Origin of the sequence: Amycolatopsis sp. cg5 (assembly GCF_041346955.1) — a bacterium.
GTDB lineage: Bacteria > Actinomycetota > Actinomycetes > Mycobacteriales > Pseudonocardiaceae > Amycolatopsis.
Map to the genome: position 1 here is coordinate 8,238,515 of NZ_CP166849.1, position 25,241 is coordinate 8,263,755.

The 25,241-nt window shown below is 68.3% G+C and carries 30 protein-coding genes; 20 read left to right on the forward strand and 10 right to left on the reverse strand.

Annotated elements, in window-relative coordinates; genetic code table 11:
* Positions 1-77: 77 nt before the first annotated feature.
* Entirely contained in the window at positions 78-536 is a 459-nt protein-coding gene (locus AB5J62_RS37200; protein ID WP_370944726.1) for a carboxymuconolactone decarboxylase family protein, read from the forward strand.
* A 1-nt stretch (position 537) separates the two neighbouring features.
* Here the strand turns inward: AB5J62_RS37200 and AB5J62_RS37205 are convergent, their stop codons facing one another.
* Together AB5J62_RS37205 and pnuC are read right to left on the reverse strand one after the other, a co-directional pair.
* Positions 538-1,578: an AAA family ATPase gene (locus tag AB5J62_RS37205; RefSeq protein WP_370944727.1), complete on the reverse strand. Its 1,041-nt coding sequence runs from the start codon at positions 1,576-1,578 to the stop codon at positions 538-540.
* The gene (gene pnuC / locus AB5J62_RS37210; protein WP_370944728.1) at positions 1,575-2,207 is read right to left on the reverse strand and encodes a nicotinamide riboside transporter PnuC; all 633 of its coding nucleotides are present in this window, start codon (positions 2,205-2,207) and stop codon (positions 1,575-1,577) included. Before pnuC ends, AB5J62_RS37205 begins: the two co-directional genes overlap by 4 nt.
* Before the next feature lie 154 nt (positions 2,208-2,361).
* Between pnuC and AB5J62_RS37215 the strand changes: the two genes are divergently transcribed.
* The 3 genes from AB5J62_RS37215 (at position 2,362) to AB5J62_RS37225 (ending at position 5,348) form a co-directional block, all read left to right on the forward strand.
* Positions 2,362-3,306 (forward strand): DUF1996 domain-containing protein, encoded by a 945-nt coding sequence (locus AB5J62_RS37215; RefSeq protein ID WP_370944729.1) that lies wholly within the window; start codon positions 2,362-2,364, stop codon positions 3,304-3,306.
* A gap of 216 nt (positions 3,307-3,522) precedes the next feature.
* Positions 3,523-4,695 carry a sensor histidine kinase gene (locus tag AB5J62_RS37220; protein WP_370944730.1) on the forward strand — a complete coding sequence of 391 codons (1,173 nt, stop codon included), beginning with the start codon at positions 3,523-3,525 and terminating at the stop codon, positions 4,693-4,695.
* Positions 4,692-5,348, forward strand: coding sequence for a response regulator (locus AB5J62_RS37225; RefSeq protein ID WP_370944731.1), 657 nt, complete (start codon positions 4,692-4,694; stop codon positions 5,346-5,348). The genes AB5J62_RS37220 and AB5J62_RS37225 overlap by 4 nt, the downstream gene beginning before the upstream one ends.
* On the opposite strand, the gene AB5J62_RS37230 is transcribed toward AB5J62_RS37225, so the two are convergent.
* Both AB5J62_RS37230 and AB5J62_RS37235 read right to left on the reverse strand, forming a co-directional pair.
* Positions 5,345-7,207, reverse strand: a complete 1,863-nt coding sequence (locus AB5J62_RS37230) for a Xaa-Pro dipeptidyl-peptidase (RefSeq protein ID WP_370944732.1) — start codon at positions 7,205-7,207, stop codon at positions 5,345-5,347. The two genes, AB5J62_RS37225 and AB5J62_RS37230, sit on opposite strands and share 4 nt — an antisense overlap.
* Positions 7,208-7,250: 43 nt before the next feature.
* The gene (locus AB5J62_RS37235) at positions 7,251-8,693 is read right to left on the reverse strand and encodes a phytoene desaturase family protein (RefSeq protein ID WP_370944733.1); all 1,443 of its coding nucleotides are present in this window, start codon (positions 8,691-8,693) and stop codon (positions 7,251-7,253) included.
* A gap of 93 nt (positions 8,694-8,786) precedes the next feature.
* On the opposite strand from AB5J62_RS37235, the gene AB5J62_RS37240 reads away from it, so the two are divergent.
* The 3 genes from AB5J62_RS37240 to AB5J62_RS37250 all read left to right on the forward strand — a co-directional run bounded on the left by AB5J62_RS37240 (position 8,787) and on the right by AB5J62_RS37250 (position 10,318).
* Positions 8,787-9,527: a DUF2786 domain-containing protein gene (locus AB5J62_RS37240; RefSeq protein WP_370944734.1), complete on the forward strand. Its 741-nt coding sequence runs from the start codon at positions 8,787-8,789 to the stop codon at positions 9,525-9,527.
* A 76-nt stretch (positions 9,528-9,603) separates the two neighbouring features.
* Positions 9,604-9,942 (forward strand): hypothetical protein, encoded by a 339-nt coding sequence (locus AB5J62_RS37245; protein ID WP_370944735.1) that lies wholly within the window; start codon positions 9,604-9,606, stop codon positions 9,940-9,942.
* A 103-nt stretch (positions 9,943-10,045) separates the two neighbouring features.
* Positions 10,046-10,318: a hypothetical protein gene (locus tag AB5J62_RS37250; RefSeq protein ID WP_370944736.1), complete on the forward strand. Its 273-nt coding sequence runs from the start codon at positions 10,046-10,048 to the stop codon at positions 10,316-10,318.
* Between the two features lie 133 nt (positions 10,319-10,451).
* Here AB5J62_RS37250 and AB5J62_RS37255 read toward each other — a convergent pair whose 3' ends face one another.
* Positions 10,452-11,162 carry a M48 family metalloprotease gene (locus AB5J62_RS37255; protein ID WP_370944737.1) on the reverse strand — a complete coding sequence of 237 codons (711 nt, stop codon included), beginning with the start codon at positions 11,160-11,162 and terminating at the stop codon, positions 10,452-10,454.
* A 345-nt stretch (positions 11,163-11,507) separates the two neighbouring features.
* On the opposite strand from AB5J62_RS37255, the gene AB5J62_RS37260 reads away from it, so the two are divergent.
* Complete coding sequence (locus tag AB5J62_RS37260) at positions 11,508-11,948, forward strand: hypothetical protein (protein WP_370944738.1); 441 nt, start codon at positions 11,508-11,510, stop codon at positions 11,946-11,948.
* A 46-nt stretch (positions 11,949-11,994) separates the two neighbouring features.
* Here the strand turns inward: AB5J62_RS37260 and AB5J62_RS37265 are convergent, their stop codons facing one another.
* Together AB5J62_RS37265 and AB5J62_RS37270 are read right to left on the reverse strand one after the other, a co-directional pair.
* Positions 11,995-12,546 carry an ImmA/IrrE family metallo-endopeptidase gene (locus AB5J62_RS37265; RefSeq protein WP_370944739.1) on the reverse strand — a complete coding sequence of 184 codons (552 nt, stop codon included), beginning with the start codon at positions 12,544-12,546 and terminating at the stop codon, positions 11,995-11,997.
* Positions 12,543-13,052 (reverse strand): helix-turn-helix domain-containing protein, encoded by a 510-nt coding sequence (locus AB5J62_RS37270; protein ID WP_370944740.1) that lies wholly within the window; start codon positions 13,050-13,052, stop codon positions 12,543-12,545. The genes AB5J62_RS37265 and AB5J62_RS37270 overlap by 4 nt, the downstream gene beginning before the upstream one ends.
* A gap of 162 nt (positions 13,053-13,214) precedes the next feature.
* Here AB5J62_RS37270 and AB5J62_RS37275 point away from each other — a divergent pair, with 162 nt between their 5' ends.
* From AB5J62_RS37275 to AB5J62_RS37330, 12 genes are all read left to right on the forward strand, one after another.
* Positions 13,215-13,484 carry a multiubiquitin domain-containing protein gene (locus AB5J62_RS37275; RefSeq protein WP_370944741.1) on the forward strand — a complete coding sequence of 90 codons (270 nt, stop codon included), beginning with the start codon at positions 13,215-13,217 and terminating at the stop codon, positions 13,482-13,484.
* Positions 13,459-14,643 (forward strand): ThiF family adenylyltransferase, encoded by a 1,185-nt coding sequence (locus AB5J62_RS37280; protein ID WP_370944742.1) that lies wholly within the window; start codon positions 13,459-13,461, stop codon positions 14,641-14,643. The genes AB5J62_RS37275 and AB5J62_RS37280 overlap by 26 nt, the downstream gene beginning before the upstream one ends.
* Positions 14,640-15,026: a DUF6527 family protein gene (locus AB5J62_RS37285; protein WP_370944743.1), complete on the forward strand. Its 387-nt coding sequence runs from the start codon at positions 14,640-14,642 to the stop codon at positions 15,024-15,026. Before AB5J62_RS37280 ends, AB5J62_RS37285 begins: the two co-directional genes overlap by 4 nt.
* A 263-nt stretch (positions 15,027-15,289) precedes the next feature.
* Complete coding sequence (locus tag AB5J62_RS37290; protein ID WP_370944744.1) at positions 15,290-15,754, forward strand: hypothetical protein; 465 nt, start codon at positions 15,290-15,292, stop codon at positions 15,752-15,754.
* A 3-nt stretch (positions 15,755-15,757) separates the two neighbouring features.
* Positions 15,758-16,675 (forward strand): serine/threonine-protein kinase, encoded by a 918-nt coding sequence (locus AB5J62_RS37295; RefSeq protein WP_370944745.1) that lies wholly within the window; start codon positions 15,758-15,760, stop codon positions 16,673-16,675.
* Positions 16,672-17,022, forward strand: coding sequence for a TadE/TadG family type IV pilus assembly protein (locus AB5J62_RS37300; protein WP_370944746.1), 351 nt, complete (start codon positions 16,672-16,674; stop codon positions 17,020-17,022). The genes AB5J62_RS37295 and AB5J62_RS37300 overlap by 4 nt, the downstream gene beginning before the upstream one ends.
* Before the next feature lie 9 nt (positions 17,023-17,031).
* Positions 17,032-17,577 (forward strand): TadE/TadG family type IV pilus assembly protein, encoded by a 546-nt coding sequence (locus AB5J62_RS37305; protein ID WP_370944747.1) that lies wholly within the window; start codon positions 17,032-17,034, stop codon positions 17,575-17,577.
* On the forward strand, positions 17,574-18,053 hold the full coding sequence (locus AB5J62_RS37310; protein ID WP_370944748.1) for a pilus assembly protein TadG-related protein: 480 nt from the start codon (positions 17,574-17,576) through the stop codon (positions 18,051-18,053). Before AB5J62_RS37305 ends, AB5J62_RS37310 begins: the two co-directional genes overlap by 4 nt.
* Positions 18,054-18,097: 44 nt before the next feature.
* Entirely contained in the window at positions 18,098-18,535 is a 438-nt protein-coding gene (locus AB5J62_RS37315; RefSeq protein ID WP_370944749.1) for a hypothetical protein, read from the forward strand.
* 123 nt (positions 18,536-18,658) lie between these two features.
* A complete protein-coding gene (locus AB5J62_RS37320) occupies positions 18,659-21,655 on the forward strand; it encodes a BTAD domain-containing putative transcriptional regulator (RefSeq protein WP_370944750.1) in 2,997 nt (998 codons plus the stop codon).
* A gap of 63 nt (positions 21,656-21,718) precedes the next feature.
* Positions 21,719-22,495 carry an oxygenase MpaB family protein gene (locus tag AB5J62_RS37325; protein WP_370944751.1) on the forward strand — a complete coding sequence of 259 codons (777 nt, stop codon included), beginning with the start codon at positions 21,719-21,721 and terminating at the stop codon, positions 22,493-22,495.
* Entirely contained in the window at positions 22,492-23,304 is an 813-nt protein-coding gene (locus tag AB5J62_RS37330; RefSeq protein ID WP_370944752.1) for an alpha/beta fold hydrolase, read from the forward strand. The genes AB5J62_RS37325 and AB5J62_RS37330 overlap by 4 nt, the downstream gene beginning before the upstream one ends.
* Before the next feature lie 4 nt (positions 23,305-23,308).
* Here the strand turns inward: AB5J62_RS37330 and AB5J62_RS37335 are convergent, their stop codons facing one another.
* Genes AB5J62_RS37335 through AB5J62_RS37345 form a run of 3 tightly spaced genes read right to left on the reverse strand, consistent with a single transcriptional unit; the run spans position 23,309 to position 25,237 of the window.
* Entirely contained in the window at positions 23,309-23,677 is a 369-nt protein-coding gene (locus AB5J62_RS37335; protein WP_370944753.1) for a hypothetical protein, read from the reverse strand.
* On the reverse strand, positions 23,674-25,068 hold the full coding sequence (locus tag AB5J62_RS37340; RefSeq protein WP_370944754.1) for a cytochrome P450: 1,395 nt from the start codon (positions 25,066-25,068) through the stop codon (positions 23,674-23,676). The genes AB5J62_RS37335 and AB5J62_RS37340 overlap by 4 nt, the downstream gene beginning before the upstream one ends.
* On the reverse strand, positions 25,061-25,237 hold the full coding sequence (locus AB5J62_RS37345; protein ID WP_370944755.1) for a hypothetical protein: 177 nt from the start codon (positions 25,235-25,237) through the stop codon (positions 25,061-25,063). Before AB5J62_RS37345 ends, AB5J62_RS37340 begins: the two co-directional genes overlap by 8 nt.
* Between the last annotated feature and the right edge of the window lie 4 nt (positions 25,238-25,241).

The window sequence follows — 25,241 nt, forward strand, 5'->3', positions numbered from 1 at the left end:
TTTCTCTCCGGCGGCATGTCACATCCGCGGGCCGGGATCCGTCGAGGCCATGAGACCACCTGAAACTGGAGGAAATCATGGAAGCACGGATGAAGAACCCCGCGATGGTCCTGCCGGACGCGATGAAGGGCATCCAGAACCTGTTCAAGGCGATGAACTCGACCACCGTCTCGCAGACCACGATGGAGCTGGTCCACCTGCGGGCCAGCCAGATCAACGGCTGCAGCGCGTGCGTCTACGGCGGGCTCGCGAGCGCCAGGAAGTCGGGTGAGACCGACGAACGCCTGGGCATGGTGGCCGTCTGGCGTGAGTCCCCGCTGTTCACCGACGAGGAACGCGCCGCACTGGCATTGGCCGAACACGCGACGCGCCTGGCCGACCGGTCCTCGGACGCGGTCTCCGACGAGCTGTGGGACGAGCTCACCAGCCACTTCGACGAGGAGCAGATCTCGGCCCTCATCCTGATGGTCGCGACGACGAACCTGTTCAACCGGATCAACGCGGTCACCAAGACCCCGGCCGGCGCGACCTGGTGAGCTAGCCGAGCGGCGCGGCGAGACTCCATCCCTTGGCCAGCAAGGCATCGCAGGCCTGAACGGCCGTGCGCAGCCGTTCGTCGAGGTCCCCGGTCAGCCGCAGCCACGGCACCCCGGTGGTCGCGAGCAGCTCGACGAACCGGGCGGTCATCCACGGCCGGATGTCCTCACCGTCCCGCAACCCGTCGTCCTCGAACGGGACGCCGTCGTGGTCGGTGAGCAGGTACAGCGCGGGTTTCCGGGTGGACACCAGCGAGGTCGACCCGAGGTAGCGCTCTTCCCACACCCGGGTCGCGAAGGAATCCGTGTCACAGAAGAGAAGCGGGCCACCACGCCCGGCGGCGGCGTCTTCGGCGGCGTTCTGGTGTTTGGCGACCATGGCGAAGTCTTCGGCCTCCCAGCGGAGGTCGAAGACGGTCGCCGCCGGGTCGGCGGCGTGAGCCCTCGCGAGCTTCAACTCGGTGTACTCGCGGCCGTACTCCGGCACCCATTCGGCGCCGTAGTGCTCCGCGAGCGCACGGGAAACCTTTGTGGTCCCTGAAGATTCCGCACCGAGCACCACCACGCGCTTGGCGAACCAAGCCCGCACCGAAGGCGCGAGGAACTCCCACTGCCCGGCCGGGTCCGCGCGTACCGCGGTCCCCGAAACAGGCACCGCCGCACGGTCGACGTCGACGGCCACGGACGTCGCCCCGAACCGGCGAGCCAGTTCGGGGCCGTAGGGTTCGGACGTGAACACGGCATCGACGACGTCGCCGCCCAGCGCTTCCCGGAAGATCGCGCAGTGGATCTCCCAGACGTCCGGGTCGTCGTAGTCGGTCGCGTGCTCGTCCATCGTGCCGACCACGCGAACCCAAGGCGTGTCGTCGTGTTCCGCGCGCAGCCAGGCCACCCGGTCCGCCAGCGGGATGGACTCCACTGTGGACGCGCAAGCGATCACGGTCACCTGCTCGCAGCGCCGCGCCGCCGCCCTGATGAGGTGATGGTGCCCGAGATGCGGCGGATAGAACTTCCCGATCACCATGCCGTGCGCGAACTTCACGCCGCCACCGGCTCCTCGGCCAGCGCGCGCCGCCAGCTGAGCAGGCCGTTCACGCACAGGCACAGGAAGATCACGTAGACCACGGCCGTGACCCACAGTCCTTTGTAGCCGTACAGCGGGATGTACAGCACGTCGGCGGCGATCCAGAACCACCACGACTCCAGCAGCTTCCGCGTCTGACCGTAGGTGGCGAGCAGGGAGAGGGCCGTCGTGGCCGCGTCCCACCACGGCACGGTCGAGTCGGTCGCGTGCGCCAGCAGCGCCCAGAGCCCCACGGTCCCGGCGACGCCGCCGACGGCCAGCCCGAGCCACTCACCGGACCGGGTCCGGCGCACTGGCAGCGCACCGCGGTCTTTCCCACCGAACAGCCAGTTCCACCAGCCGTAGAGCGCGAGCGCCACGTAGACGACTTGGAGCCCGGCATCGGCGTAGAGGCCCGCCGTGGTGAACAGCAGCAGGAACGCGAGGTTGTTGGCGATGCCGATCGGCCAGTTCCAGAGGTTCTGCCTGGCCACCAGCCAGACGCACCACACCCCGGTGACCGCGCCGATGAGCTCGATGACGGAGACCGGGGCGCCGAAGATCCGGAACGCTTCGGCGTTGAACCAGGAGACGAGGAGATCGAACACCTCGCGAGTATTTCCGGTCTTCCACCCCGTGCGATTGTGACCCGCGTCACCCGGATAGCGGCTTGTTCCGGACATCCGGCGAGCTGTGTCATGAATCAGGCCTATTTGTTGTTCGCGACAACTTAACCGCCGGCTTCACAACGAGGAGGAGCCCATGCGAGTCAAGCGCCTGTTCAGCGCCGTCGCGGCCGGAGCGACCGTGGTCGCGCTCATCGCGACCGCCGTGCATTTCGGCAGCCTGGACACCCCGGCCCACGTCAACCACTCAGCCCATTTCTGGGTACCGACCCCCGAGCAGGCGGACGCGATCGTCGCCCAGCAGGTGGCGGCGCCGCTCCGAGGTTCGGAATTCCGCGCCGACTGCTTCAGCGCGCACCGCAAAAACGACGACCCGATCGTCTTCCCCGGCCAGGCCGGGGTTTCGCACATGCACGAGTTCTACGGGAACAGGAGCGCCAACGCGCAGTCGACGCTGGAGTCGCTGAGCCTGGGCACCACCAACTGCAACCCCGTGGTGGACCTGTCCTCGTACTGGACGCCGACCGTCTACAAGAACGGCCAGCCGATCGCGCCGGAACGCGTGACCGTCTACTACCAGGGAATCACGAACATGGCCGCCGCCGTCCCGCATCCGCGCGGGCTCCGCTACGTCGTCGGCAACGCGGGCGCCACCAACGCCGACCAGAACCCGTCCGCGCGGTGGTCCTGCACGGGTTCGACTCCGTCCAGCCGGGACTTCATGACCTGCGCGCCCGGCTCGAAACTCGAGACGTACCTGGACTTCCCGACCTGCTGGGACGGCAGGCTCGACTCGCCGAACCACCGCGACCACATGGCGTTCGCGCTCAGCCAGACCTGCCCGGCCGGCTATCCGCACGTCGTGCCGAGGCTCGAGCTGCTGATCACCTATCCGGTCAACGGTGGCGGGCTCACCCTCGCGGGCACTCGCAACGGGCAGCTGGTGACCGATCAGCCCGGCTACACGTTCCACGGTGACTTCTTCAACGCCTGGGACTCGAACGAACTCGCCAGGCGGGTGCGCGACTGCATCAACGCCGGCTACATCTGCGGAACGGACGGGAAACCCATCCAGCAGTAGGTTCCGCGCTCGGCGAAGAGTGCGGGCGGCCACCTCCCCCGCGGCCACACTCCACGCTCTTCGCCGAGCTTGGTGAATGGATGAACCATTCACCAAGAAAACTAGTGGGTGACCTGCTTCGGTGGTATCAACCACGGTGGCAATCGCCGGTAAACTTTCGCGGTATATGCCCGCATCGGTGCGGGATTCCCCGCGCGCGGGCGGTAGCTTGCAGCGGTGTCCGCGTTCCTCGCGTGGCTTCGCCACCTGCCCCGTTCCCGCCCGTTCCTGATCGACATCCTGCTCGCGGCGGGCTCCACCGTCTTCCTCTTCCTCGGCGTGTCGCCCGCGGACGACGGCTGGGCGTACCTGCTCGCGGCACTCAGCGGCCTGCCGGTGGTGCTGCGGCGGCGGTTCCCGCTGACGGTGATGCTCGTGGTCGGCGTCGCGATGGGGCTGTACTACGCGCTGGGTTATCGGGCGCTGCTCGGCCAGCCGGGCGGGCTGATCGCGCTGTACACGGTGGTGCTGAGTTATCCGCTCGGGCAGGCGCTGCTCATCGCGCTCGCGTCGCTGGCGATCTACGAGGTCGGCATCGTCCTCGGTGACAGCGCGACGATCGGCGGCGACACCCTGCTCGGGCTGCTGCAGACGATGGCCACGATCGTCGTCGCGCGCTCGGCGAAACTGCGCACCCGGCGGATCAGCGAGATCGCCGAGCACGCCCAGCAGCTGGAACGGCACGCGCAGCTCGAAGCCGAACGCGCCGTCGTCGAGGAACGCATCCGCATCGCGCGCGAGCTGCACGACGTCGTGTCGCATCATCTTTCGGTGATCGCCGTCCAGGCGAACCTGGCGAGCTACGTCTTCGACTCGGCGCCCGAGACGACCCGCGACGCGCTCACCACGATCACCAGCACCTCGACCGAGGCGCTCGACGAACTCAGGCGCCTCCTGCTCGTGCTCCGCCCGCCGCGCAAGGAACCCGGCGACGGCGTGCTGCGCCCGCAGCCGGGACTGGCCGATCTCCCCTCGCTGGCCGCGCGGGTGCGGGAAGCGGGCGTGCCGGTGCGGCTGCGCATTTCCGGCACGCCGCGCACGCTGCCGTCGGGCCAGCAGCTGTGCGCGTACCGGGTCGCGCAGGAAGCGCTGACGAACGTGATCAAGCACGCAGGCGAGGCCGAGGCGGAACTGACGCTGGCGTATCACGACGACAACCTCGTCCTGCGCGTCACCGACACCGGCGCGGTCACCGTGCCGGCGCGCAACCCGGCCGGGCACGGCCTGATCGGCATGCGGGAACGCGCCGGAATGTACGGTGGCGTCCTCGAAATAGGCACCGGCTCCGGAAAGGGATTCGAGATCGCGCTGACCCTGCCCTACCCGAAGAGCGGCCGCCGCGGCTCATGATCAGTGTGCTGGTGGTGGACGACCAGGACCTCGTCCGCGCGGGTTTCGTCGCGCTGCTCGGCGCCATGCCCGGTGTCGAGGTCGCGGGCCAGGCGTCGAACGGCCTCGAAGCCGTCGGCAAGGCACTCGAGCTGCGGCCCGACGTGATCCTGATGGACATCCGGATGCCCGAGCTCGACGGGATCCAGGCGACCGAGCGCATCCTCGCGGGCGCGGGCCCCGACAAGCCGAGCATCCTCATGCTGACGGTGTTCGACCTCGACGAGTACGTCTACACGGCGTTGCGCGCGGGCGCGTCGGGCTTCCTGCTCAAGGACAGCCCGCCCGAGACGCTGAGCAGCGGCATCCACGCGGTCGCCCGCGGCGACATGCTGTTCGGCCCGACGATCACCCGGCGCCTGGTCGAGTCGTTCACGCACGCGCCACCGACCGACACGGAGTCGCTCAGCGGGCTCACCGAACGCGAACTCGAGGTGCTCCGCCTCGTCGCGGGCGGCGAGACGAACGCCGAGATCGCGGGCAGACTGCTGGTCAGCGAGGCGACGGTCAAGACCCACCTGAACCGGCTGATGACCAAACTCGGCATCTCCAGCCGGGCTCAGGCGGTCGTCGTCGCGTACGAGACAGGGCTCGTCGAGCCGCGCAGGCGTTAACCCGCGAACGGGATCCGGATGCTGCTTTCGAGCAGCGACGCCGAGATCTTGGTGCCGGCCGGGTACCGCAGCGTGTAGTCGTGGTCGGTCACCAGCAGCACCACGCCGAGCCGGTGCCCGGCCTTGAGCTGGTACTGCCTCGGCTCCATCCGCCAGGTGAAGGTGTACGGGCGGCCTGGCTTGACGGGCTCGGTCACACTCGCCGAGTCGCGGTTGCGCACGTCGATCCAGCCACGGCTGACCACCTGGAAGTCCGATTCGGCCGTCGCGTACTGACGCTTCGCCCGGCAGCCCGTGTCGGTGCCGACCGTCGGGCCGAAGCACCAGTTGTCGCCGGTGGTCTTGAGTTCGGTGATCCGGGTGTCCTTGCCGTAGTCGACCAGCAGCGCGCTCAGGTAGGGCGACTTGCCGTCGACGGACGCGCGGACGGTGATCTCCGGCGTGCCCGAGACACGGACGTCCTTGGGCAGCGGGTCCGACACGTACAACAGCCGGTTCGGATCCGCCTGGCCGACGCCTGCGACCAGGCTGTCGGCAGTGCGCGTGGGATCGTCGACAAACCCTTGCCGCTGCCCGAATCCAGGCCAACCCGGGGTAAGCACGCCGGGTTGCGGTGCCTTGTCGCCCGCCCTGAACCGCAGCGTGACATCGCGAGCGCCGGGCTCCGGCCAATCGCGGTAGTTCGTCCACTGGCCCGGCGCGGTCTCGAACCGCACCCGCGGCTGGCGCATCACATCGTTGTCGATGCCGTACAGCTCGTGGTCGAACCACTTGTGCACGGTGTCGAGCCAGGCCTGCTCCGCGACGTACAGCGGATCGTCGTGCGCGCCCTGGTGGATCCAGAGCTTGCGCTTGATGTCGTTGCGGCCCAGCGCGTCCCAGAGATCGGTGAAGTTCTTCGGCTTGACGTTCCAGTCGTTGATCCCGGCGACCTGGAACACGCTGCCGTGGAAGTTGCCGAGGTCCTTGGCGAAGTTCCGTTCATGCCAGAACGCGGTGTAGTCACCGCTGACGCGGTCCATCGCCTTTTCCATCTCGTGCATCTGGGGCTCGCAGACCTCGGGATTCTTGCGCGTCAGCACGACTTTCGCGTGCAGGTCGGCGTCCTCGCCGACGAACCCGCCCGGCGAGACGACCGCGCCGTTCGCGCGGTAGTAGCTGTACCAGGAGGCGATACCGGAGATGGAAACGACGGTCTTCAGGCCTTTGACACCGGTGCTCGCGACCGCGACCGGCAGCGTGCCGTCGTAGCTCTTGCCTGCCATCGCGACCTTGCCGGTGGACCAGCTCGCCTTGATCTCCTTACCGTCGGAGGTGAACGCCTTCGCGTCCCCCGTCAGCCACTCGACCACGGTCTTCATGCCGAGCTTCTCTTCGGTGCCGATGGCGCTCGGGCAGCCGTCGGAATCACCGGTGCCGAGCGTGTTGGCCGAAAGCACCGCGTACCCGCGAGGGACGAAGTAGTTGTCGTAATAGACGCGGTCGTAGTTCGCGCCCTGCCAGGCCCCGGTCGGCGGCGACCACGGCGAGATCCTCGGCACGTCGGTGACATCGGCCGGGTGATAGTCGGCAGGCGCGTCGGTGAGGCCGAAATACGGGCTCGGCTCGACGATCGAGGCGACCTTGAGGTCACCGTCCGTCTCTTTCGGACGGACGACGTAGACCGAGAGCCGGTCCTTCTTGCCGTCGCGGTCACTGTCGACGGGCGTCTCGACGTACACCTGCTCACGGATGGCCTGTGCGTAGTCGTAGACCGGCTCGGTCCCGTGACTCGCGGCCCGCGCGGGCGCGGCGACGGCCGTCGAGGTCAGGAGCAGAGCGGCGAACCCGGTCATGGTGAGAACTCGCATGATCTTCATCGGTGAGTCATTTTCCGGCCGACCGGGTGGTTCGGCAACAGACTTACGGATGAAGGCCCGGCAGTTCCCGGATGCCGAACTCGCGGCGCAGAATGCTCGCGGCGGCATGAAAACCGCCCATACCGTGCACACCGGGCCCTGGCGTCACCCCGCCCGAGCAGAGATAGACGCCGCCGAGCGGGGTGGCGTACGGGTCGGCCTGAAGCGCGGGCCTGGCGATCATCTGCTTGACACTGACCGCCCCCGAGCTGATGTCGCCGCCGACGTAGTTGGGGTTGTAGGCCTCCAGCTGCGGCGCCGTGGTGCAGCGGCTCTCGATGATCGTGTCCGAGAAACCCGGCGCGAACCGCTCGATCTGGCGACGGACGGTGCCGGTGACGTCGGCCGGGTCGCCATTGGGGACGTGACAGTAGCCGAGCACGGGACGCCTGCCGGGCAGTCCACGCGTGGGGTCGACGACCATCGGGTCGGACACGAGCACGAACGGTCGTGCAGTTTTCTTTCCACGCGCGGTGGCCGTTTCCGACGCGTAGATCTCGGCCATCGTGCCGCCGACGTGCACGGTGCCCGCGATCCCGACTTCGGGGTCGGCCCACGGAACGGGGTCGCTGACCAGGAAGTCGACCTTCGCGGCGGCCGGGCCGTAGCGCACCTTCTCAAGCGTACGGCGGTAGCGGCCGGGCAAGAGGTCTCCCGCCAGGTCGAGCAGGCCGCGCGGGGCGGTGTTGAGCAGGACGACCTTGTAGTCCCTGAGGTCACGCAGGTCGGTGATCGGGGTGTCGGCGTGCAGTTTCGCGTCGTGCGCCAGCAGATCCGCGACGAGCGCGTCCGCGATCCGCTGACTGCCACCACACGGCAAAGTCCACCCGGTCGAGTGAGCGAGCGGGGCCAGCATCGCGACGACCCCACCGGCGGGCAGGCTCGGCAACCTGCCGGTCGCGTGCGCCGCGACCCCGGCGATCAGGCCGCGGGCCTCCTGCCCGGTGAACAGGTGCTCGGCGGCCAGGCCGAACTTGAGGATGTCGGCGGGCAACCGCAGTGCCGTCCTGGCGCGGCCGAGGTGCCGCTGATCGCCGAGCAGCAGATCGACGATCTCACTGCTGCGCTCGACGAGCGGGCCGACGTGCGCGCGCCAGCGCGGCCCGTCCCGGCCGAGCCGCTCACACGTCCGGTCCAGCGACCGGTACGCGATCCCGGCGCCACGGTCGAGCGGGTGGGCATACCCCGCCTCCGCCTGCAGCAGCCGGACACCGCGGGCTTCGAGGTCGAACTCGCGGAAGAACCGCGACGCCGGCGCCATCGCGTGCCCGAACGAGCAGATGTCGTGCACGACCCTGTCGTCGAACAGCGGCTTCGACCGCATGCCGCCGCCGAACTCGGACGCGCCCTCGAAGACCTCGACACCAAGGCCCGCACGCGCCAGAACGACCGCCGCGGCCAGCCCGTTGGGCCCGGATCCCACGACGGCGACCTCCGCCCCCGACATGCCACCCACTCTAGCGCGATTCGAACGAATGAGCGAAACTGTCGGACCATCCGGGTAGGAAGGAAGCAGTTGCGAAACCGAGAAGGGGGGACCATGTCCGACCAGGAAACGCTGCTCGCCAAGGTCCGTAAGCTGCTGGCCAAGGCCGAGGACCCAGGTGTCACCGAGGCCGAAGCCGATTCCTACAACACCAAGGCCGCGGAGCTGATCGCCCGCTACGGCATCGACACCGCGATACTCGCCGACTCCGGCGCGCGCGCCGACGAGATCACCACCATCAAGATCGCCATGGGCAATCCGTACAGCAGGGACAAGGCGACCCTGCTGACCAACATCGCCCACCCCCTGCGCTGCCGGTCGCTGCTGCACCGGTGGGGCCAGTCGGTCACCGAGGTCACCGTGTTCGGCTTCCGCTCCGACCTTGAGCGGGTCGAGCTGCTGTACACCAGCCTGCTGCTGCAGGCGACGACCCAGCTGACGCGGGTCCGCCCGGAAGGGTTCCGCGCCGGCTTCGAGTCGATCGCCGCGTACCGGCGCACCTGGCTGACCGGCTTCGCCACAGCGGTCTACCTGCGCCTGAAGGCGACGGAGGAACGCGCCGCCCGCTCGCACGTGACGGAGCCGGGCACCAAATCCGCCGCGCTCGTCGTGCGTGACCGCAACACATTGGTCGAAGACGCTTACGACGCCAAGTACGGCAACCTGCGTGCCGCGCCACGTCGCCGCCTGACCGGCAGCGGCTATCTCGACGGGCACAGCGCGGGCGAACGCGCCAACCTCAACCCGACCGGTCTCGGCTCGGGCACCCGGGGCGCGCTCCCGCGAGGCAGGTGAGTTCAGCGGGCTTCGTCCCCAGCGGACGAAGCCCGCTGAACCACGCTCACGAAAGCCAAGCCTCGTCATCGGTCGCGTGCGCGAGGAGCCGCTGCAGCAGCCCTCGAAGCGTCTCGACCTCACGCTTTCCCATACCTCGCAAGAAATCTTCCTCCGCGCGCATCAACGGCCCATGCGCGCGGGCGACCTCGTCACCGTCACCACCTCCGCCCCCGGCGACACACTGCGCGCCGCCGCCCGCATTCCCGCCGCTCGCGACCTCACGAGTGACGGCCCGACGGTCGAATTCCGCGTACCGCAAGGGAACAAGGTGCTCCCGGAGTTCCTCAAGACCGCCGAAGTCCGCCGCCCGACCCTCGACGACTTATTCCTGGCACTCACTGGCCTCAGCATCCGCGAAGGAGCCCCAGCATGAGCACACTCACCGGCACCGGCATTGTCTTCGCCAGGGAAACCCGCCCACAGCTGCGAAACCCGATCGGTCTCGTCTTCGGCATGCTGCAGCCGTCATCCTGGTCATGCTCGCGCTGTCGAGCACCACCGGCATCGGCTGGACGCTCATGACCGAACTGAGCACCGGCTCAATGGACCGCATGCTCGTCACACCGCTGACCCGGACCTCGCTTCTGGTGGGCCGTATGACGAAAGAAGTCCTGACCCTGCTGACGCAAGCCGCGCTCATCATCGGCCTCGGGGCCCTGTCGATGCGCTGGCCAGCGCATCGAGGAAGCAGCAGTCACTCTTCTACTCCGTCCAAGAATTCCTGCTTTTCCCGCTGTTGCTCACACTGAACACCGCCCCGAAGTGGCTCACCGCGGTCGCGCATCTCAACCCGCTGACGTACGTCGCGCCGCACTAGGCCTCAGCTTGGCCGCTAGGGCCTTACCGAAAGCTTCTCAGTGAGCGACGCCTGTCTATGACCGCTTACCGGCTCTGGAGTTCGCGAAGCCGTTTGATCCGGTCGATGTGCGCCGGATGGCTGGCGAACACTCGATCACGCACTCGCCGTCGATCACCCCCGCTTTCCGCGAGCCACGCAGTCAGCACCTGGACGAGCACCAGCCCATAACCGAGCCGTGCCGCGGTCCTGTCCGCCTCGTACTCCCCAAGCCGCCGAGACCAAGCCATCACCGGGCTCAGCAGCGGAATCACGAGCAGCCAGGGATTGAGGAACGCGAGCCCCGTCAGCAACCCGAGCGTCAGCAGCACCGAGACCAGCACCGCCACGGCCCGTCCGAACGGCACGAAGAACCGCGCGACCGCGACCACCACGACCGTCACCAGCCGCGCGAGCAGAATCGTCGCCCGTGCCGGCAGCTCGTACCACCACCGCAGCAACGAAATCCGCGCGTGCCCGGACAGATGGTGCCCGAGCTCGTGCGCCAGGATCGCCTCCAGGTACCGCTCAGGCAGCGTCAGCGCCGGCTTCGTCACGGCCACCATCCGCCCACCCGCGGCGAAAGCGTTGAGCGCCCGCGAATGCTCGATCCACAACAGGTACCGCCCGCCATCGACTCCCGCGGCCTCACAAACGGCCTGCCACGACGGCTCCAGCTTCCGCATTTCGGCAGGCGTCGGCCGCCGCATATCGAACATCACCCACCCGAGCAGGTTCTCCACGGATGGCACGAACATCAAGCCCCCGGCCAGCCCCAACCGACCGGAACCACCCAAGCCTGCCCAGCCCACACCAGCCGCCCGATCAAGGCCATCACAACAGCGCTACCCACAACAACAGGAGCAGCCACCAAAACACCAGCAACCGCGGAAACCTTCGGCCGCCCCACCATCAAGCCCCCTGCTCAGCCCTAATCAAGAGCCTTCAGCAAAGAGCACCCTTGAACGCCAGCGCAACCCACCAACTGAGGGGGTCCGGGGGGGCGCAGCCCTCCCGGCGGGGGTGTGGGGGCTCGGCCCCCACAAAAACACCAGCTCCACAAAAAATGGCCCGCGCCCTTCGCGGGCACGAGCCATCTATTTGTGGACCTTGGGGGAACTTACTACAACACAAAACCCCAGGTAGAAGCGCTGGAGGCGCTGCTCCGGAAGCTGCCCGACCCCGCCACGCCCGCTCCGCCGCCCGCCGACCGGCCGAAACCAGGTCGTGCCCGGCAACTCGACGCTGTCCAGGTCAAGGACCTCATCGCTGGGTACCAAGCCGGAGCAACCGTGTACGAGCTGGGTACCCGGTTCGGTATCGAACGGCGCACGGTCAGCAACATCCTCAAACGACACGACGTGCCGATGCGCCGCCGTGGACTCTCCCCCGAGCAGGTCGACGACGCGATCCACCTCTACAACCTCGGCTGGTCACTAGCGCGAGTCGGCGAACACCTGGGCGTCGACCACACCACCGTGCTGACCAAACTCCGCGAACGCGGCGTCCCCACCCGCGACACCCACGGACGACCACGATCGTGAACCGATCAGTTCATCTCGATCGCTCCCCACGTGGGGGCGGGCGGGACTAACGGGACGCCGCTTGCTTGGCGACACCAGTGGTGTTGTATCGGAAGCGCGCCATCTCGGCGGTTACGTCGTACTGATTGGCGATCTGCTCGATCGAGGCTTGGCGCCGCGCAGCGCTCAGAAGTAGAGGTCGAGGCAGGAGGAGTGTTCCCCCGAAGGCGGTGGCCTCTTCCTCTTCGTCCGGCTTGCAGGTCCGGAAGGGCATCCCGTCGACTTCGCGGATCTCAGACAGGTCGTGCTCGAGCATGACGTGCGCGAGTTCGTGTGCGATGTCGCTGTTCTGGCGGCCAGTGTTGCGTAACGGGCTGACCACGATGATCTTGCGCTGCTCGATCTCGAAGGTGGCTGCGGAAAAAGCGAACGCCTGGAGGCGTTCCAGATCTTCAAGCTCTGCAATGTCTACAAGCTCACCTGCGTCAACGATCGAGACACCGAGGTGCTTGGCGAGGTCTCGCGGGTCAAGGCGATCGTGCGAGGCGAGACCCAGCTCCTTCCGGACCCTTGCTGCCTCTCGTTCGGCTTCAGCCTTGAACCCGCGGCGGAGCGTCACAGCTCCCCGCCGGCCACGCGAGCTGCCAACTTGTCGTGCATCTCACCGAGGAGCGAGTTGAGGCGATGAGGAACCCCGGGGCGAAGCACAGATGCGGCGCGGAGGTGGCACGCCACTACCTGCCGCTGCGCCGGCGCCTTGGCGAGTACGTCGTACATGTTGCGGAGGACGTCCGCGATCTTCGAGGCGGCGTCCGGCGCCAACCGCGGGTCGGCGGCGAGGTGTGCGATCGCCTCGTCGATCGGGGCGACCTGGCGTTCGGTAACGGGCGTAAAGAACTGCCCCGGGGAGACGCCGAGCCATGCGCACAGGAGGGTGAACGAGGTGAGGTCGGGCTGAGCGCCAGCTTCGACGCGGGTGAAGGTGCTGAAGCTGACACCCGCCTCGGCTGCGGCTTGGCGCAGGGACAACTTCCCGCGGCGCTCGCGGAGCATCTCGCCCAGCCGGGCGAGATCGAGCCCCTCCACGCCCGCAGAAGTGTCGGAGGCGCCTGTCACGTTGTCCATGTCGGGTACGCCGACGCTGCGCAGTTCCGTTCCATGAAGGTGAGCTTAGCGCGGAACTGCCGTCCTGGTGACACGACATGGCGTGTCTTGACGAGCATGATGACGCTTTGCTGATACAGTCAGAGCAAAGCCCCAGCAGGGGCTCTGACACAGGGAGGGGCTATGAGTCCCGGCAACAGTCCTGGTCACGGCGAGCACGCCGTGACGATCTTCGTCAACACCCGCGAGTTCCACTGGGACAAGAAGGAGATCTCCTACGAGGAGGTCTACAACTTGGCGTTCCCGAACGAGCCGCTCAACGACGGAGACGTCGCGCGTATCGAGTACTCGCGCGGGCACAACGGCGGTGGGGCTGGCTCGCTCCAGCCCGGCGGCACCGTCAAGGTCAAGGAAAACATGGTCTTCGATGTCTACGTCACCGTTCGATCGTGATCCGTCGACTCGTCGACTGCTCGACGAGGACTACTGCCTCTCGTTCGAGGGCAACCACCTGATCGTCGAGCGTGTCCCGTACGTCACCGCCGCCAAGGCGGTGACGTACGGGCGGCTCGCATTGCCGGTCGTGTTCAGCGGCGACATCGTCCAAGACGGCTCGGGCGACCACCGGATCTGGTTCATCGGCGAGCAGCCCTGCGATCAGCACGGGCAGCCGATCCCAGGTCCGTCGCCCGACGGTCACGCCATTACCCCGGAACTCAGCGCGAGTTTCATGATCTCCAGCAAGCCGAAGAACGCCGGCGTCTACGCCAACACCTACGACAAGATCACCTCGTACGTGCGGATCCTGAGCCATCCCGCGAAGGCACTCGACCCGACTGTGACGGCGACGCTGGGTGCTGGCTGGACTGAGGTTCCAGACGACCTGCCGTTCGTGTACCCCGACACCGGCACCGCTCGCGCGGGTCTCGCTGAGATGAACGCGAAGTTCCGAGGCCACCGCATCGGCATCATCGGCCTGGGCGGCACCGGCAGTTTCATCCTCGACCAGGTGTCCAAGACCTGGGTCGACACCATCGAGTTGTTCGACGGCGACGTATTCGACAACCACAACGCCTACCGCGCTCCAGGCGCTGCCGACATCGAGGACCTCAAGTTGCGTCCGAACAAGGCCGAACACTTCGCCCGCGTCTACTCCCACATGCACACTGGTATCACCGCGCACCCGGACTTCATCACCGCCGACAACCTTGAACTCCTCGGCAACTGCACCTTCGTCTTCATGGCCGCCGCCGATGCGGACGATAAGAAAGCGATCCTCGCTTGGCTCTACGAGCGCGGCATCCCCGCGATCGAAGTCGGCATGGGCATCCGAGACGAAGGCGGGCACCTCTCCGGACTCTTGGCCGTCGTGAACCACTTCCCCGGCATGTCAGACGGCGCGATTTCCACCGCGACTGGCAGGCCCGACGAGTACGACCGCAACATCCAGACCGCCGACCTCAACTGCCTCAACGCGATGCTCGCGGTCATCAACTGGAAGAAGTACCTCACGTACTACGCCGCGCTCGAGCCGGTTGATGAGACCGTCTACCGGATCTTCACGGGAACCATCCGTAACGGAAATGGGGATGCAGGGGAGGATGCAGCGTGAAGGAGACGCGGATCGTTCCCGAGTTCGTGACGGCGTTTCCCGCAGAACTGGAGCCAGGCCACCTCTACGTATCAGCCCGGTTCTCCACCGCCGCACACCTGTGTGCCTGCGGTTGTGGTCGTGAGGTCATCACGCCCCTCTCACCCGCTCAATGGGTGCTCACGTTTGACGGCACGGTCACGATATGGCCATCGATCGGGAACTGGGCGTTGCCGTGCCAGTCTCACTACGTCATCGATCACGGCACGATCAAGTGGGCACGCAACTTCACCCGTGACGAGATCCAGCTCAACCGCGAGTCAGACCACCGCATCCTCGATGCCGTCCCTGCATCCCAGGGCCGTTGGTGGGATCGTCTGCTTCGGCGTCTGACTGCTCGTTGACCCCAGCCGTGGCTGCGGCTACGAACAAGCGACCGACGCGAGCTGCGCGTGACGCAGCCGCAGCGGACAGCGACCACGATCGTGAGCCGACCGCCGACTGTCCGACCCGCGCCGACTACGTCTCGATCCGCTGCGCCGATGAGCTCGGCGACAGCCCGCGTAATACCTACGCGTGAAGGATGAGGCATTCAACGCCGCGTCGGCCTGGTCGCTTACCCTGGGTACCCTGCGGATCCGGACTGGCGAGGGGCGAGTAACTAGATTTGAGAGTTCTCGGCGTTAACGCGGCGGGCGGCAAGCTGTGGCTCTGCCTGGTCGACGACAGCGGTGTGCTAGAGACCGAACCGACTTGCCTTGAGTTGCGCGACGGCCCCCAGGCCGGGTACGCCATCGTGGCGTTCCGGGACGAGTGCGTCCACGCGCTGACGGCACTGTCACCCAATCGGGTCGTGATCCTGGACATGGAACCGGGTGGGCGGGTACCGAAGGTTGCGGACATGCGGACTCGGTTTACCGCCGAGGCGCTGCTGGCATCTTGCGCAGTAGACGCCGAGGTGACTTGCGTTCGGCTCGCCCGCGCGACGCTCCGCTCCCGGCTGGGCCTACCCCGCAAGGGCGCGGTCGCTGACCACGTGGCCAGCGTCTTCGATACCCCGGTGGGGAAATACTGGACGAAGAAGCGGGATCTCGCCGCGGTGGCGGCACGCGCAGAGATCGTCGGAGAGTGAGATATGCCCATCGTCGGAGACCTCCTTCAACGGCCCACCTACGAGATCCTTCAAACAATCGGGGAGGGCAACGTTGGCGTCTGCCGGCTTGCGAGGCACGACATCTTCGATCGTGACGTCGTACAGAAAACGATCTCCCTCCTCAGTGTGCCCGATGGGGTGGCCCGCGAGCCGCACCTGTTGAAGGAGGCCCGGCACAAGCATCTGATCGAGGTATGGGACGCCCAGTGGGAACCCGACCCCCAGTTCCGTGGTCTGGACGCCGTGACCTTCATCTGCGACTACTACCCAGGAGGGAGCGTCTACGACGCGCTCATGGACGGGCACGGATTCGGCGTGGCCGACGCGATGAGGATCTGCGGCCAGGTGCTGGACGCCCTGGAGTACCTGCACCAGGATCGCGCGTATGTGCACAGGGACGTGAAGCCCGGCAATGTCCTTCTCGATCAGTCACGGGAGAATGCAGTCCTCGCCGACCTAGGCTCGGCCGGCAAAATCGATCCACGCACTGGCACAGCGCCGGATTACGGGGGCACGCCCTTGTACCTCGCCCCCGAGGCCAAGTCCACTGGGCACGTGACTCTCAGGTCTGATCTGTACTCGATCGGCGTTACAACGATCGAGATGCTCGTCGGCAGGTTTCCGTACGAGCAGATCCAGTTTTCCGAGGTTGACGCTCGCCTTGCCGCGGGGAAGCGCGCGATGACTGACCGGTGGTACACCTTCCCGCCGCATGTGCCGCCCAACGTGAGGAAGTTTGTCAGTTCACTCGTGCGGGTGGAACCTGCCAGGCGGCCAGACACAGCACGCGAGGCCGCGGTGACGGCCGGCCGCGGCCTGCGCACGGGAGGACGGCCTCGCGAGGCCGTATCCGGCTGCTGCTGCGTGGTGACCGCGGCGCGGTCAGCGCGGAGCTGGTGATCGCGCCGCCGCTGCTTCTGTTGATGCTGCTGGCGATCGTGCAGTTCGCGCTGTGGTCGCACGCGACTCACATCGCCCAGGCCGCGGCGTCCCAGGGGCTCGCCGCGGCGCGAGCCCAGAACGGAACCGCGGCCGCGGGCAGCGCGAGTGCGCAGCAGATGCTCGATCAGCTCGCGCGCGGCCCGTTGACCGGCGCCAGTGTCGGTGCCGACCGCACCGCGAATTCCGCGTCGATCCGGATTTCCGGGACCGCGACGTCGGTGGTCCCGTTCCTCAGCTTGCCGGTGCACGCCGAGGCGTCCGGCCCGGTCGAACGGTTCGTTCCCGATCTGGCCAGTGGCAGGTGATCGGACGCCATGACGACCACGAACCCGCCCGCCACCTGGACAGCCGAGACGTGCCCGTCCGGTGGTCCAGAACGCCCGCTGGGGCGCTATCGCACCCGCTGGGGTTGGTGGGTGGCCTGGTGGCGCGCGGACCGTGGCTCAGTGGCTGCGGAAGTCACCATAGCGGCGCCGTTTCTGGTCATGCTGCTCGTGTTCGTCGCTGTGGTGATCCACCGAGGGGTGGATGCCCGGCTGCGGCTGGACGACGCCGCGCATCAAGCGGCCCGCGCGGCGAGCATCGAACGCAGCGCGGCCACCGCGACCGCGGCGGCGCAGTCCACCGCCACCAACGCGCTGTCCTCGGCCGGCGTGACGTGCGCGTCGCTGAGCGTGGACACCGCCACCGGCGGGATGCGACCGGGCGGCACGGTCAGCGTGACGGTGTCGTGTGCGGTCGACTTCGGCGACGCGCTGATCCTCGGTGTTCCCGGCCAGAAACGCTTGTCCGCCACCGCTGTCGAACCAGTCGACACCTGGCGCTCGGTCTCGGGGAATACCTCCGGAGGCGGCGCATGATCCGCCAGCAACAGGATAAGTCGCCGCTCTGGTGGCACTGGTGGCGAACGCAGCGGCGGACCTGGTGGCGGGCCGACGACGGCCGGGCGACCGCGTTCGTCGTGGTGCTCACCATCGGGATTCTCGCGTTGGCCGGGTTGACCCTGGACGGTGGCTTGGCCTTGTCCGCCAAGGTCAAGGCGAACGGGCAGGCGGAGGCCGCTGCCCGCGCGGGCGCCCAGGCCATCGACCTGTCCGCGTACCGCAGCACCGGCACTTTGCAACTGGTGCCGGTTCAGGCGGTCGCCGACGCGCAAAGCTATCTCGCCACGGTCGGGGCCTCCGGAACGGTGACCGTCGCCGGCGACACGGTCACCGTCACCATCACCGCCTCTCAGAACACGCAGCTGCTGGGCATGGTCGGGATCTCCAGCCTCACCGTTCACGGCACCGGCAGCGCTCATCCCCAGCGCGGGGTGGTGACCATCGACCCGTAGAGCACCCCGCGCTCGCATCGGCATGTCAACGCAAGGAGATCAGGATGGCTACGACAGACATTGCCACGGCCGAGGAGATCGATCGCCGCGTCGAGGCGGCCGACACGGCCCGGCGCGCGAAGCGTTCCGCCGCGGCAAAGGAGGTAGGTGAACTCGCCCAGCGCCGGACGGTGCTCGCCGAGCAGTTCGCTGAGGTGGAACGGCAACTCGGTGAGGTTCTCGCTGACGCGAGCGACGTGCTGGAGATCGACGAGCTGGCACGGTTCACCAACATTCCGGCCGCCGATCTGACGGCGTGGCTCACATCCCGGAAACCGCCCCGTACCGCCAAGAAGAAGAGGCCCGCCGCGACTGCATCGAGCGGAGCACCGTCGGCGGCGAAGACATCGACGAACGGCCAGGCGTCCGTGCCGCCCCAGCCCGCTGTGCCTCGCACTGACAGCGCAGACGCGCCCGACCGCGTCACGGCGGGAGTGACATGACAACGCTCGAGCGCGTCGGCGGCTGCCGTAGAAACGGCACCCCGGCTCGCCTGCTTCCGATGCCTCGCGGAGTGGTGAGGATCGAACCCTAAAGCCCTGTAGCGCCAAGGAAACGAGCCAGCTGTGACCTCCACATCGCACCAGTCTGGCCGGGAAACGGCACGGCCACCGAGCGTGGGCCGCCGCGTCTGGTGGGCGCTGGCTGGCATGTTCCGGTTCGTCGGCCGGGTGCTACGAGGTCTCGTCGCGGGCACCGTGTTGCTCGCGCTGGTGGCGGGCTTGCCCTGGGCGTTGTGGCACTACATCGGCTGGCCGTTGCCGAACCACGTCCCGACGTGGGCCGAGGTCCAGGGCGTGCTGCTCGGCCCGATGACGACCACGTTCCTGCTGAACTTCCTTGCCTGCTTTTGTTGGATCACGTGGGCCGCGTTCACCATCGACGTCCTGCGGTGCACGGTCGACCTGGCCCGCAGCGGATTCGACGCGGCCCGGTTGCCGGACTTCTCCGCCGCCGGTCCGGTTCACGCGCTGGCGGGCGTCCTGGTCGGCGCGGTCCTGCTGGCAGTGCTGGGCAACCGGCCCGCACCGGCACCGGTCACCTCGTTGTCCACAGCGCTCGGGACCGGATCGCAAGTCGTGGCGACCGCCCCCGCATGGGAACACCAGGCCCCCGCCGGGGAGACCGTGGTGGTCCGCAACGCGGTCTACTCCACTCAGACCACCACCAAGGACAGCACCGCCACCGTTCCCGCGCATCCGGAGTCGGTGGTCGTGCTGGCGCCGCAGAACGGAGTCCACGACTCGTTGTGGCGCATCGCCGAACGCACCCTCGGCGACGGCGCACGCTGGCCGGAGATCTTCGACCTCAACAAGGGAAAGCCGCAACCGAACGGCCATAGCTTCACCAAGCCCAGCTTGATCTTTCCCGGCGAGGAACTCGCCCTGCCGCGAGAGGCGAGCGCGCCAGCCGTGCCGCCGCAGCAGCCAGCCGACCCGCACCAGACGACTCCCGCCCCGCCGACCACAGCGCCGCCGACTTCCGCCGCGCCACCGACGAGCATCCAACCGTCCACACCAGCGCAACCCGCACCGTCCACCCAGCAGGCACTACCGGCCGCGACCAGCACGAACACCCCTCCCGCGACGGGCGACCCCGGCGTCCGGTGGGGAACGGAGCTGTTCGTAGGTCTCGGGCTGGCCGCCGCGGTCAGCGCGGCGCTGATGGTCGCCCGCCGCCGCTATCGCAGCCGGTACCGGCCCGGCAGCGGCGACCGCGACGATCTGCCCGTCGCGCCGGTGGTCTACCAGCTGCGGCTTGCTCACCTGCGCGCCGAGGCCGACGACGAGATCGACCTCGACGAGGACTACCCGGACGACGAGGAACAGAGGCGTCCGCTGCGTGTCCCGCCTGCGCCACCGCTCGTGGTGGGCGCACCCCAGACCGGCGCCGGCCGACCCCCCACCGTCGCGCCAGGTCTGGGTGTCCGCGACGGTCGCGAGGTCGCCCTCGACCTCGCGACCGCCCGCGGCCTCGGGCTGGTCGGTGCCGGCGCCCCCGCCGCGGCCCGCGCGCTGCTGGTCACCGCGCTCACCACCTCCGCCGGCCACCTGGCGACGTCGGCCGGGGCGGTTGTCATCGTCCCGGTCGACGACCTGGTCTCGTTGCTCGGACGCGGAGCAGCCCAGGGGCACCTATCCTCGGCCGTGCGGATCGTCGCCGACCTGGACGACGCGCTGGACGCGGTAGAGGCCGAGACCCTGGTACGTGCCTCGGCAAGCCGTAAGCCCGACGCCGAGCCGGGAACCTGGCCGCCTCTGGTGCTGGTGGCACGGCCACCCGCACACCATCAGCGCCTGCAGGCGGTCTTGGACAACGGCGCGCCGTTCGGCGTCACCGGTCTGCTGCTGGGCCAGTGGCAACCCGGCGTCACCTGCTACATCCGCCAGGACGGCACGATCTCGGCCACCGGCCCCGGGCTGGGCGAGGCCCTGCGCGGCACCCGGATGTTCCGCCTCGGCGACGACGACACCGCCGAACTGCTGACGCTCCTCCGAGACGCCGAGCCGGACCCGCCGGTGACTCGCGACGACGTCGTGGTCGCGCCACTGACGACGCGCCCTCGCATCGTCAAGGCGCGCCCCGCCGGCAACGACCAGACCTCGCCGGGCGAGGCTGACCTGCTCGAGACCGGCGGTTCGGACGCGGGCGAGGTCGAGCTGGAAGTCACGGCCGCGGTCACCGCACCGGCCCCTGCGGACACCGAGCTGGAGATCCTCGCCCCCGCCGACGTGCAGCCGCCCGGCGTCCGGCTGCGCCCACCGGCCTCCAGCAGCCAGCGGCCGGCCCCGTCGCGCCTGGCCGACAACGAGACCGAGCACCGCGACGAAAGCGAGACCAACGAACCGGCGTCCAGCGGCGAGCCCGCGGCCGAGACACCGCCGACCACCACCAGCAGCGGGGAACAGGACACCAGCCCAGCGCTGATCACCGTGACCGTGCTCGGTGACCTGCGTGTGCACTGGCACCCCGAACGTGGCGATGCGCGCGAGATCACCGGCACCTTGCAGCCCCGGACCAAGGAGTTGCTGGTGCTGCTGGCACTGCATCCCGACGGTGCGACCCGCGAGACGCTCGTCTCGGCGTTGTGGGGCCAGGATCCCCCGGCGCGGCCGACCAATGCCCTGCACACGGCGTTGTCGCGGATGCGCAGAGCGCTGGCCGCCGCCACGAACGGCACGGTGACCGACGTCGTCTCCGCCAGCAACGGGCGCTACCAGCTCGACCCGGCGAGCGTTCGCAGTGACTACTGGCGCTTCGCGCACGCCGTCGCCGCCCGCCGCGCGGCGTCTACCGACGCCGCGCGTATCGACGCCTACCGGGACGTGGTCAACAGCTACGGCGGACCGCTGGCCGAGGGCATGTCGAACGAGTGGATCGAGCCCGCACGCGAGGCGATCCGCCGCGACGCCATCGACGCTGTCGCCGCACTGGCCCGCGCCCTGGTGGACTCCGATCCCCAGCAGACCCTGGATCTGCTGGAGGTCGCGCGGGCCTTCGATCCGCACAACGAGCTGCTCTATCGCGACAGGCGACGAAATCATCCTGGAGCCGCCCGGTAATTGAGCTACCCTCGTTCGGAACCGACGAGGACGCCGCCGCAGTCGACCCGCACCGGAGACCGCATGAACCATCCCGTCCCACCGGGTGAACGAGTCCGCGCCGCCGAGCCCGACCCAGCGCTGGGAATGCGGTCCGCCCTGGCGGGACGGCAGTCGACCGACTACTACTCGGGGTTGATGCTCGCGCTCGTCCACGTCTTCGCGATACCGAGGTACAGCGCGCTGCTCATCGACTCCGGCGAGTACTCCCGCGATCCGCTCTCCCGGCACGCGGTCACCGTGAATCTACTGAGGACGGTCGTTTCTTCGGGCTTCGAGAGCAAGCCCGCCCGCAGCGCGATCCGGCGGATGGCGCACGCGCACCGGCGCGCCGGGCTCTCCGCTGACGACATGAGGTTCGCGCTCGCCGCTTTCGTCGTCATTCCCCGCCAGTGGTCCGAACGCGTGCTGAGCAGGCCGTGGCCGGAGGCGAAGACCTCGGCCGTGATCGCGTTCTACACACGGCTGGGTGAACTGACCGGGGTGATCGATCTCCCTCGGCCGGTGATCGAACTGGAGCGACTGGTCGAAGAGCACCTCAGTGCCCACGCGCGCTACGCGCGGACGAACGAGGCGCTCCTCGACGCGGCTCTTGACCATCTGACCAGGCGTTGGCCCCGTCGGTTTCGCCGCTGGGCTCGAACCGCGACGGCCGTGCTGCTCGACTGCCAGGTGCGTACCGCGTTCGGCTTGCCCGCGCCGTCGGCGCTCGATGCGCTGGTCGCTTCCGTAGTGCTGCGTGCGCACGGCAAAGTGGGTGGGCGGCTGCCACGAATCATGATCACGAGGAGGAGCGAATGAAGCTCTCGGTGGGGCCGGTCCGAGAAGGCCTGCTTCCAGGCGGACTTCCCGTGCTGACGGCAGGCCAAGGTCCGCCACTCGTCGTGTTCAGGCACTTCGCGCCCAACAACGCCAACCCGGTCGGGTTCTGGCGCTGGACCGAACTCCGGCCGTTCGCCGGCCTCATGCGCGAGCGTCGTATCCACCTGGTCAGCCGGAAACCCGGTCTCGACGAAAACGTTTCGATGGCTGAGCTGGCTGCCCAGCACGCCACCGCACTCAGCGAGCACTTCTCTGGGCCGGTCGACGTCGTGGGCGTCGCGACCGGGGGGCTCGTGGCGCAACAGCTCGCCGCCGACCGTCCTGATCTGCTGCGGAAACTCGTCCTCATCGGCACCGCGTGCAGGCTGGGCCAATCCGCGCGGACCGCACGCCAGGACTGCGCCGACCACCTTCGCCGCTCCGAGCGGATGGCCGCGTACGCGGCGTTGGGCCGTGGCGCGGCGGTTTCGCCGCTGGGGCAGTACATCGCCACCGCCGTCTTGCGGGCGATGGAACCCATCGATCGCGCCCATCACCCACCCGATCTCATCGCCGTGATGAACGCGGAGATCACCTTCGATCTCACCGACCGCCTCCCGGAGATCACCGCCCCGACGCTGCTGGTAGCGGGTGACCGGGACGCCGGCTACCCGCTCGAATTGATCCGGCTCACCGCGGATCGGATCCCGGACGCCCGGCTGGTGGTGTTGCCCAGACGGGGCAGGCGCCTCGTGCTGGACGACCACCGGCTCGTCCCGGCGATCCGGGCCTTCCTCGACGAACGCTGAGTGGTCAGCGGGCTCGATCGGGTACCGCGCTCAACGCGCACAGCACCCCCCACGCGGCGGCCCCCGCCGCCGCCCTTTTCCTCGTGGTGGGATTCGGCAAGGCGAGCCCGAACAGCACCGCGTCCGAAAGGTCCGCCGCCGTGCGCAAAGCCACCGCCAAGCGCAACGGCCCTCCCGCCGGAGCCAGGGCGAGGGCCACACCCGAAGCCAGGTCCCGCACGCCCGCCGCGCGGGCGAGGGCGGCCACCGACACCGGAACGGAGCCGTCCGCCTCGGTCAACGCGCACGGTTTCGCCAAGAGCTGCGGCCTGGCCAGCACTGCCACTCCGTAGCCAGCTGTGAGCAGCCCGAGCGTACGGGTCAGCCAGGTCATCGAACCACCTTCTCCATCGTCGCGAGTGAGCACACCATCGGCATCCGATCCGGCCGGACCGTCAGGCCCACCACCTCCCGGGGCGGTGGGCCCGCTGTCGGCACCAGCCGCCAGCGGTCGGCGAGCGCGGCGAGCACCATCACCAGTTCGGTCAGCGCGAAGCCGTCCCCGATACACCGGCCACTGCCGGTCGAGAACGGGATGAACGCGCACCGAGGCAACGCCGCGCGGGCAGGTGGCGTCCAACGGTCTGGGTCGAACCGCTCCGGCTCCGGGTAGAAGCGCGGATCACGGTGCAGCGCGTACAAGCTGTAGACGACGGTGGCGCCCGCGGGCACAACCGTGGTGCCGAGACGAACCTGCTCGATCGTCCGGCGCGACAGCAGCCATTGCGGAGAGTGCAGCCGCAGTGTCTCGTGGACGACTCGTAGGCAGTATTCCATGGCCCGGATGTCGAGCGCCTCCAGCGGCCGATCGGCCAACGCGGCTCGTACTTCCGCGCGCACCCGGTCCGCGACGGCAGGATTCCGGTGCAGCTCGTGGAAAAGCCACGGAATGGTGTCCGACACGGTTTCGGTGCCCGCGCCGACGATGGTGAGCAAGTGGTCCCGCACCTGTTCGCGGGTCAGCGGTTCACCCTTCGCATCACGTGCCGCGCGCAACGCGCTCAGCAATGGCGACGAGCCGTTCGACGCCCTGTCGGACAGCAACTCGTCGAGCCTGCTCAAGGTGGCCCGGTAACGGCGGCTCCACCGCATCGGGAGCGCGGTCAACCACCGCGGCGTAAGGGTGTACCGGACCACGTCGCCGAGCAAGTCCTCCATGGCCGAAACAATCTCGTCCTCGGCGGGCCCGGACTGGCCGAGCAGTGCCCGGATCGCGGCCCTGAAACCGATCCCGCGCCCCTCGACGCACAGGTCGACCACACCGCCGCTCTCCCAGCCCGCCAAGCGGTCGGCGATCGTCCGCGCGATGACCTGCTGGTAGAACAGCTGGTGCTCGCGCCGGAAAGCGGGCTGGATCGCGCGGCGCTGAGCCAGCCTCGGTTCGTGGAGCCGCAAACCCCGCGGGGTCATGACGTTCATCCCCAGGCCTTCGCCGAACGAGGCGCGCGCCCTGGTGATCAGCTTGCCCATCACGAACCGGTGCTCATCGGTGGCCAGCACCGCCTGCAGTAACCCCGGATCGTTGACCACATACATCGACGACGTGCCCGCGCGGATCCGGGTGACCGGCGGCCCGTCAGTGAAGCCGAGCACGAAGGGCAACGGAGCGCGAACCAGCGCGATGGCGTTGCGCACGGCCGAAACGTCCATGGCACCTCGATTCACGCGGGCCGACACGACGAGCGGGCGACCACCGCTCTCGCCGCCCACGATCGCATCACGCATTGTCGCACAGTTGGACGTAGCACCAAACAGGACAGACGACCAACCCGACCGAAACGATGCCCAGCGAGGCGCTCGCGGCGCGCAGTTCGCACTCGGCGAAGTAGTCCCCAGTCGCGCGGTCGCCTTCGGACCAGTCCGCGTAGCCACGCTTGAAGGCGCGGGCGATCAATGGC

Excerpts from the sequence above, each read along its gene's own strand:
- AB5J62_RS37200 (WP_370944726.1), top strand. The coding sequence starts at position 78 with ATGGAAGCACGGATGAAGAACCCCGCGATGGTCCTGCCGGACGCGATG.
- AB5J62_RS37215 (WP_370944729.1), top strand. The coding sequence starts at position 2,362 with ATGCGAGTCAAGCGCCTGTTCAGCGCCGTCGCGGCCGGAGCGACCGTG.
- AB5J62_RS37235 (WP_370944733.1), bottom strand. The coding sequence starts at position 8,693 with ATGTCGGGGGCGGAGGTCGCCGTCGTGGGATCCGGGCCCAACGGGCTG.
- AB5J62_RS37225 (WP_370944731.1), top strand. The coding sequence starts at position 4,692 with ATGATCAGTGTGCTGGTGGTGGACGACCAGGACCTCGTCCGCGCGGGT.
- AB5J62_RS37315 (WP_370944749.1), top strand. The coding sequence starts at position 18,098 with ATGGCTACGACAGACATTGCCACGGCCGAGGAGATCGATCGCCGCGTC.
- AB5J62_RS37250 (WP_370944736.1), top strand. The coding sequence starts at position 10,046 with ATGCTCGCGCTGTCGAGCACCACCGGCATCGGCTGGACGCTCATGACC.
- AB5J62_RS37325 (WP_370944751.1), top strand. The coding sequence starts at position 21,719 with ATGAACCATCCCGTCCCACCGGGTGAACGAGTCCGCGCCGCCGAGCCC.
- AB5J62_RS37295 (WP_370944745.1), top strand. The coding sequence starts at position 15,758 with ATGCCCATCGTCGGAGACCTCCTTCAACGGCCCACCTACGAGATCCTT.
- AB5J62_RS37280 (WP_370944742.1), top strand. The coding sequence starts at position 13,459 with ATGTCTACGTCACCGTTCGATCGTGATCCGTCGACTCGTCGACTGCTC.
- AB5J62_RS37305 (WP_370944747.1), top strand. The coding sequence starts at position 17,032 with ATGACGACCACGAACCCGCCCGCCACCTGGACAGCCGAGACGTGCCCG.
- AB5J62_RS37275 (WP_370944741.1), top strand. The coding sequence starts at position 13,215 with ATGAGTCCCGGCAACAGTCCTGGTCACGGCGAGCACGCCGTGACGATC.
- AB5J62_RS37310 (WP_370944748.1), top strand. The coding sequence starts at position 17,574 with ATGATCCGCCAGCAACAGGATAAGTCGCCGCTCTGGTGGCACTGGTGG.
- AB5J62_RS37330 (WP_370944752.1), top strand. The coding sequence starts at position 22,492 with ATGAAGCTCTCGGTGGGGCCGGTCCGAGAAGGCCTGCTTCCAGGCGGA.
- AB5J62_RS37230 (WP_370944732.1), bottom strand. The coding sequence starts at position 7,207 with ATGAAGATCATGCGAGTTCTCACCATGACCGGGTTCGCCGCTCTGCTC.
- AB5J62_RS37270 (WP_370944740.1), bottom strand. The coding sequence starts at position 13,052 with ATGGACAACGTGACAGGCGCCTCCGACACTTCTGCGGGCGTGGAGGGG.
- AB5J62_RS37340 (WP_370944754.1), bottom strand. The coding sequence starts at position 25,068 with ATGCGTGATGCGATCGTGGGCGGCGAGAGCGGTGGTCGCCCGCTCGTC.
- AB5J62_RS37240 (WP_370944734.1), top strand. The coding sequence starts at position 8,787 with ATGTCCGACCAGGAAACGCTGCTCGCCAAGGTCCGTAAGCTGCTGGCC.
- AB5J62_RS37335 (WP_370944753.1), bottom strand. The coding sequence starts at position 23,677 with ATGACCTGGCTGACCCGTACGCTCGGGCTGCTCACAGCTGGCTACGGA.
- AB5J62_RS37255 (WP_370944737.1), bottom strand. The coding sequence starts at position 11,162 with ATGTTCGTGCCATCCGTGGAGAACCTGCTCGGGTGGGTGATGTTCGAT.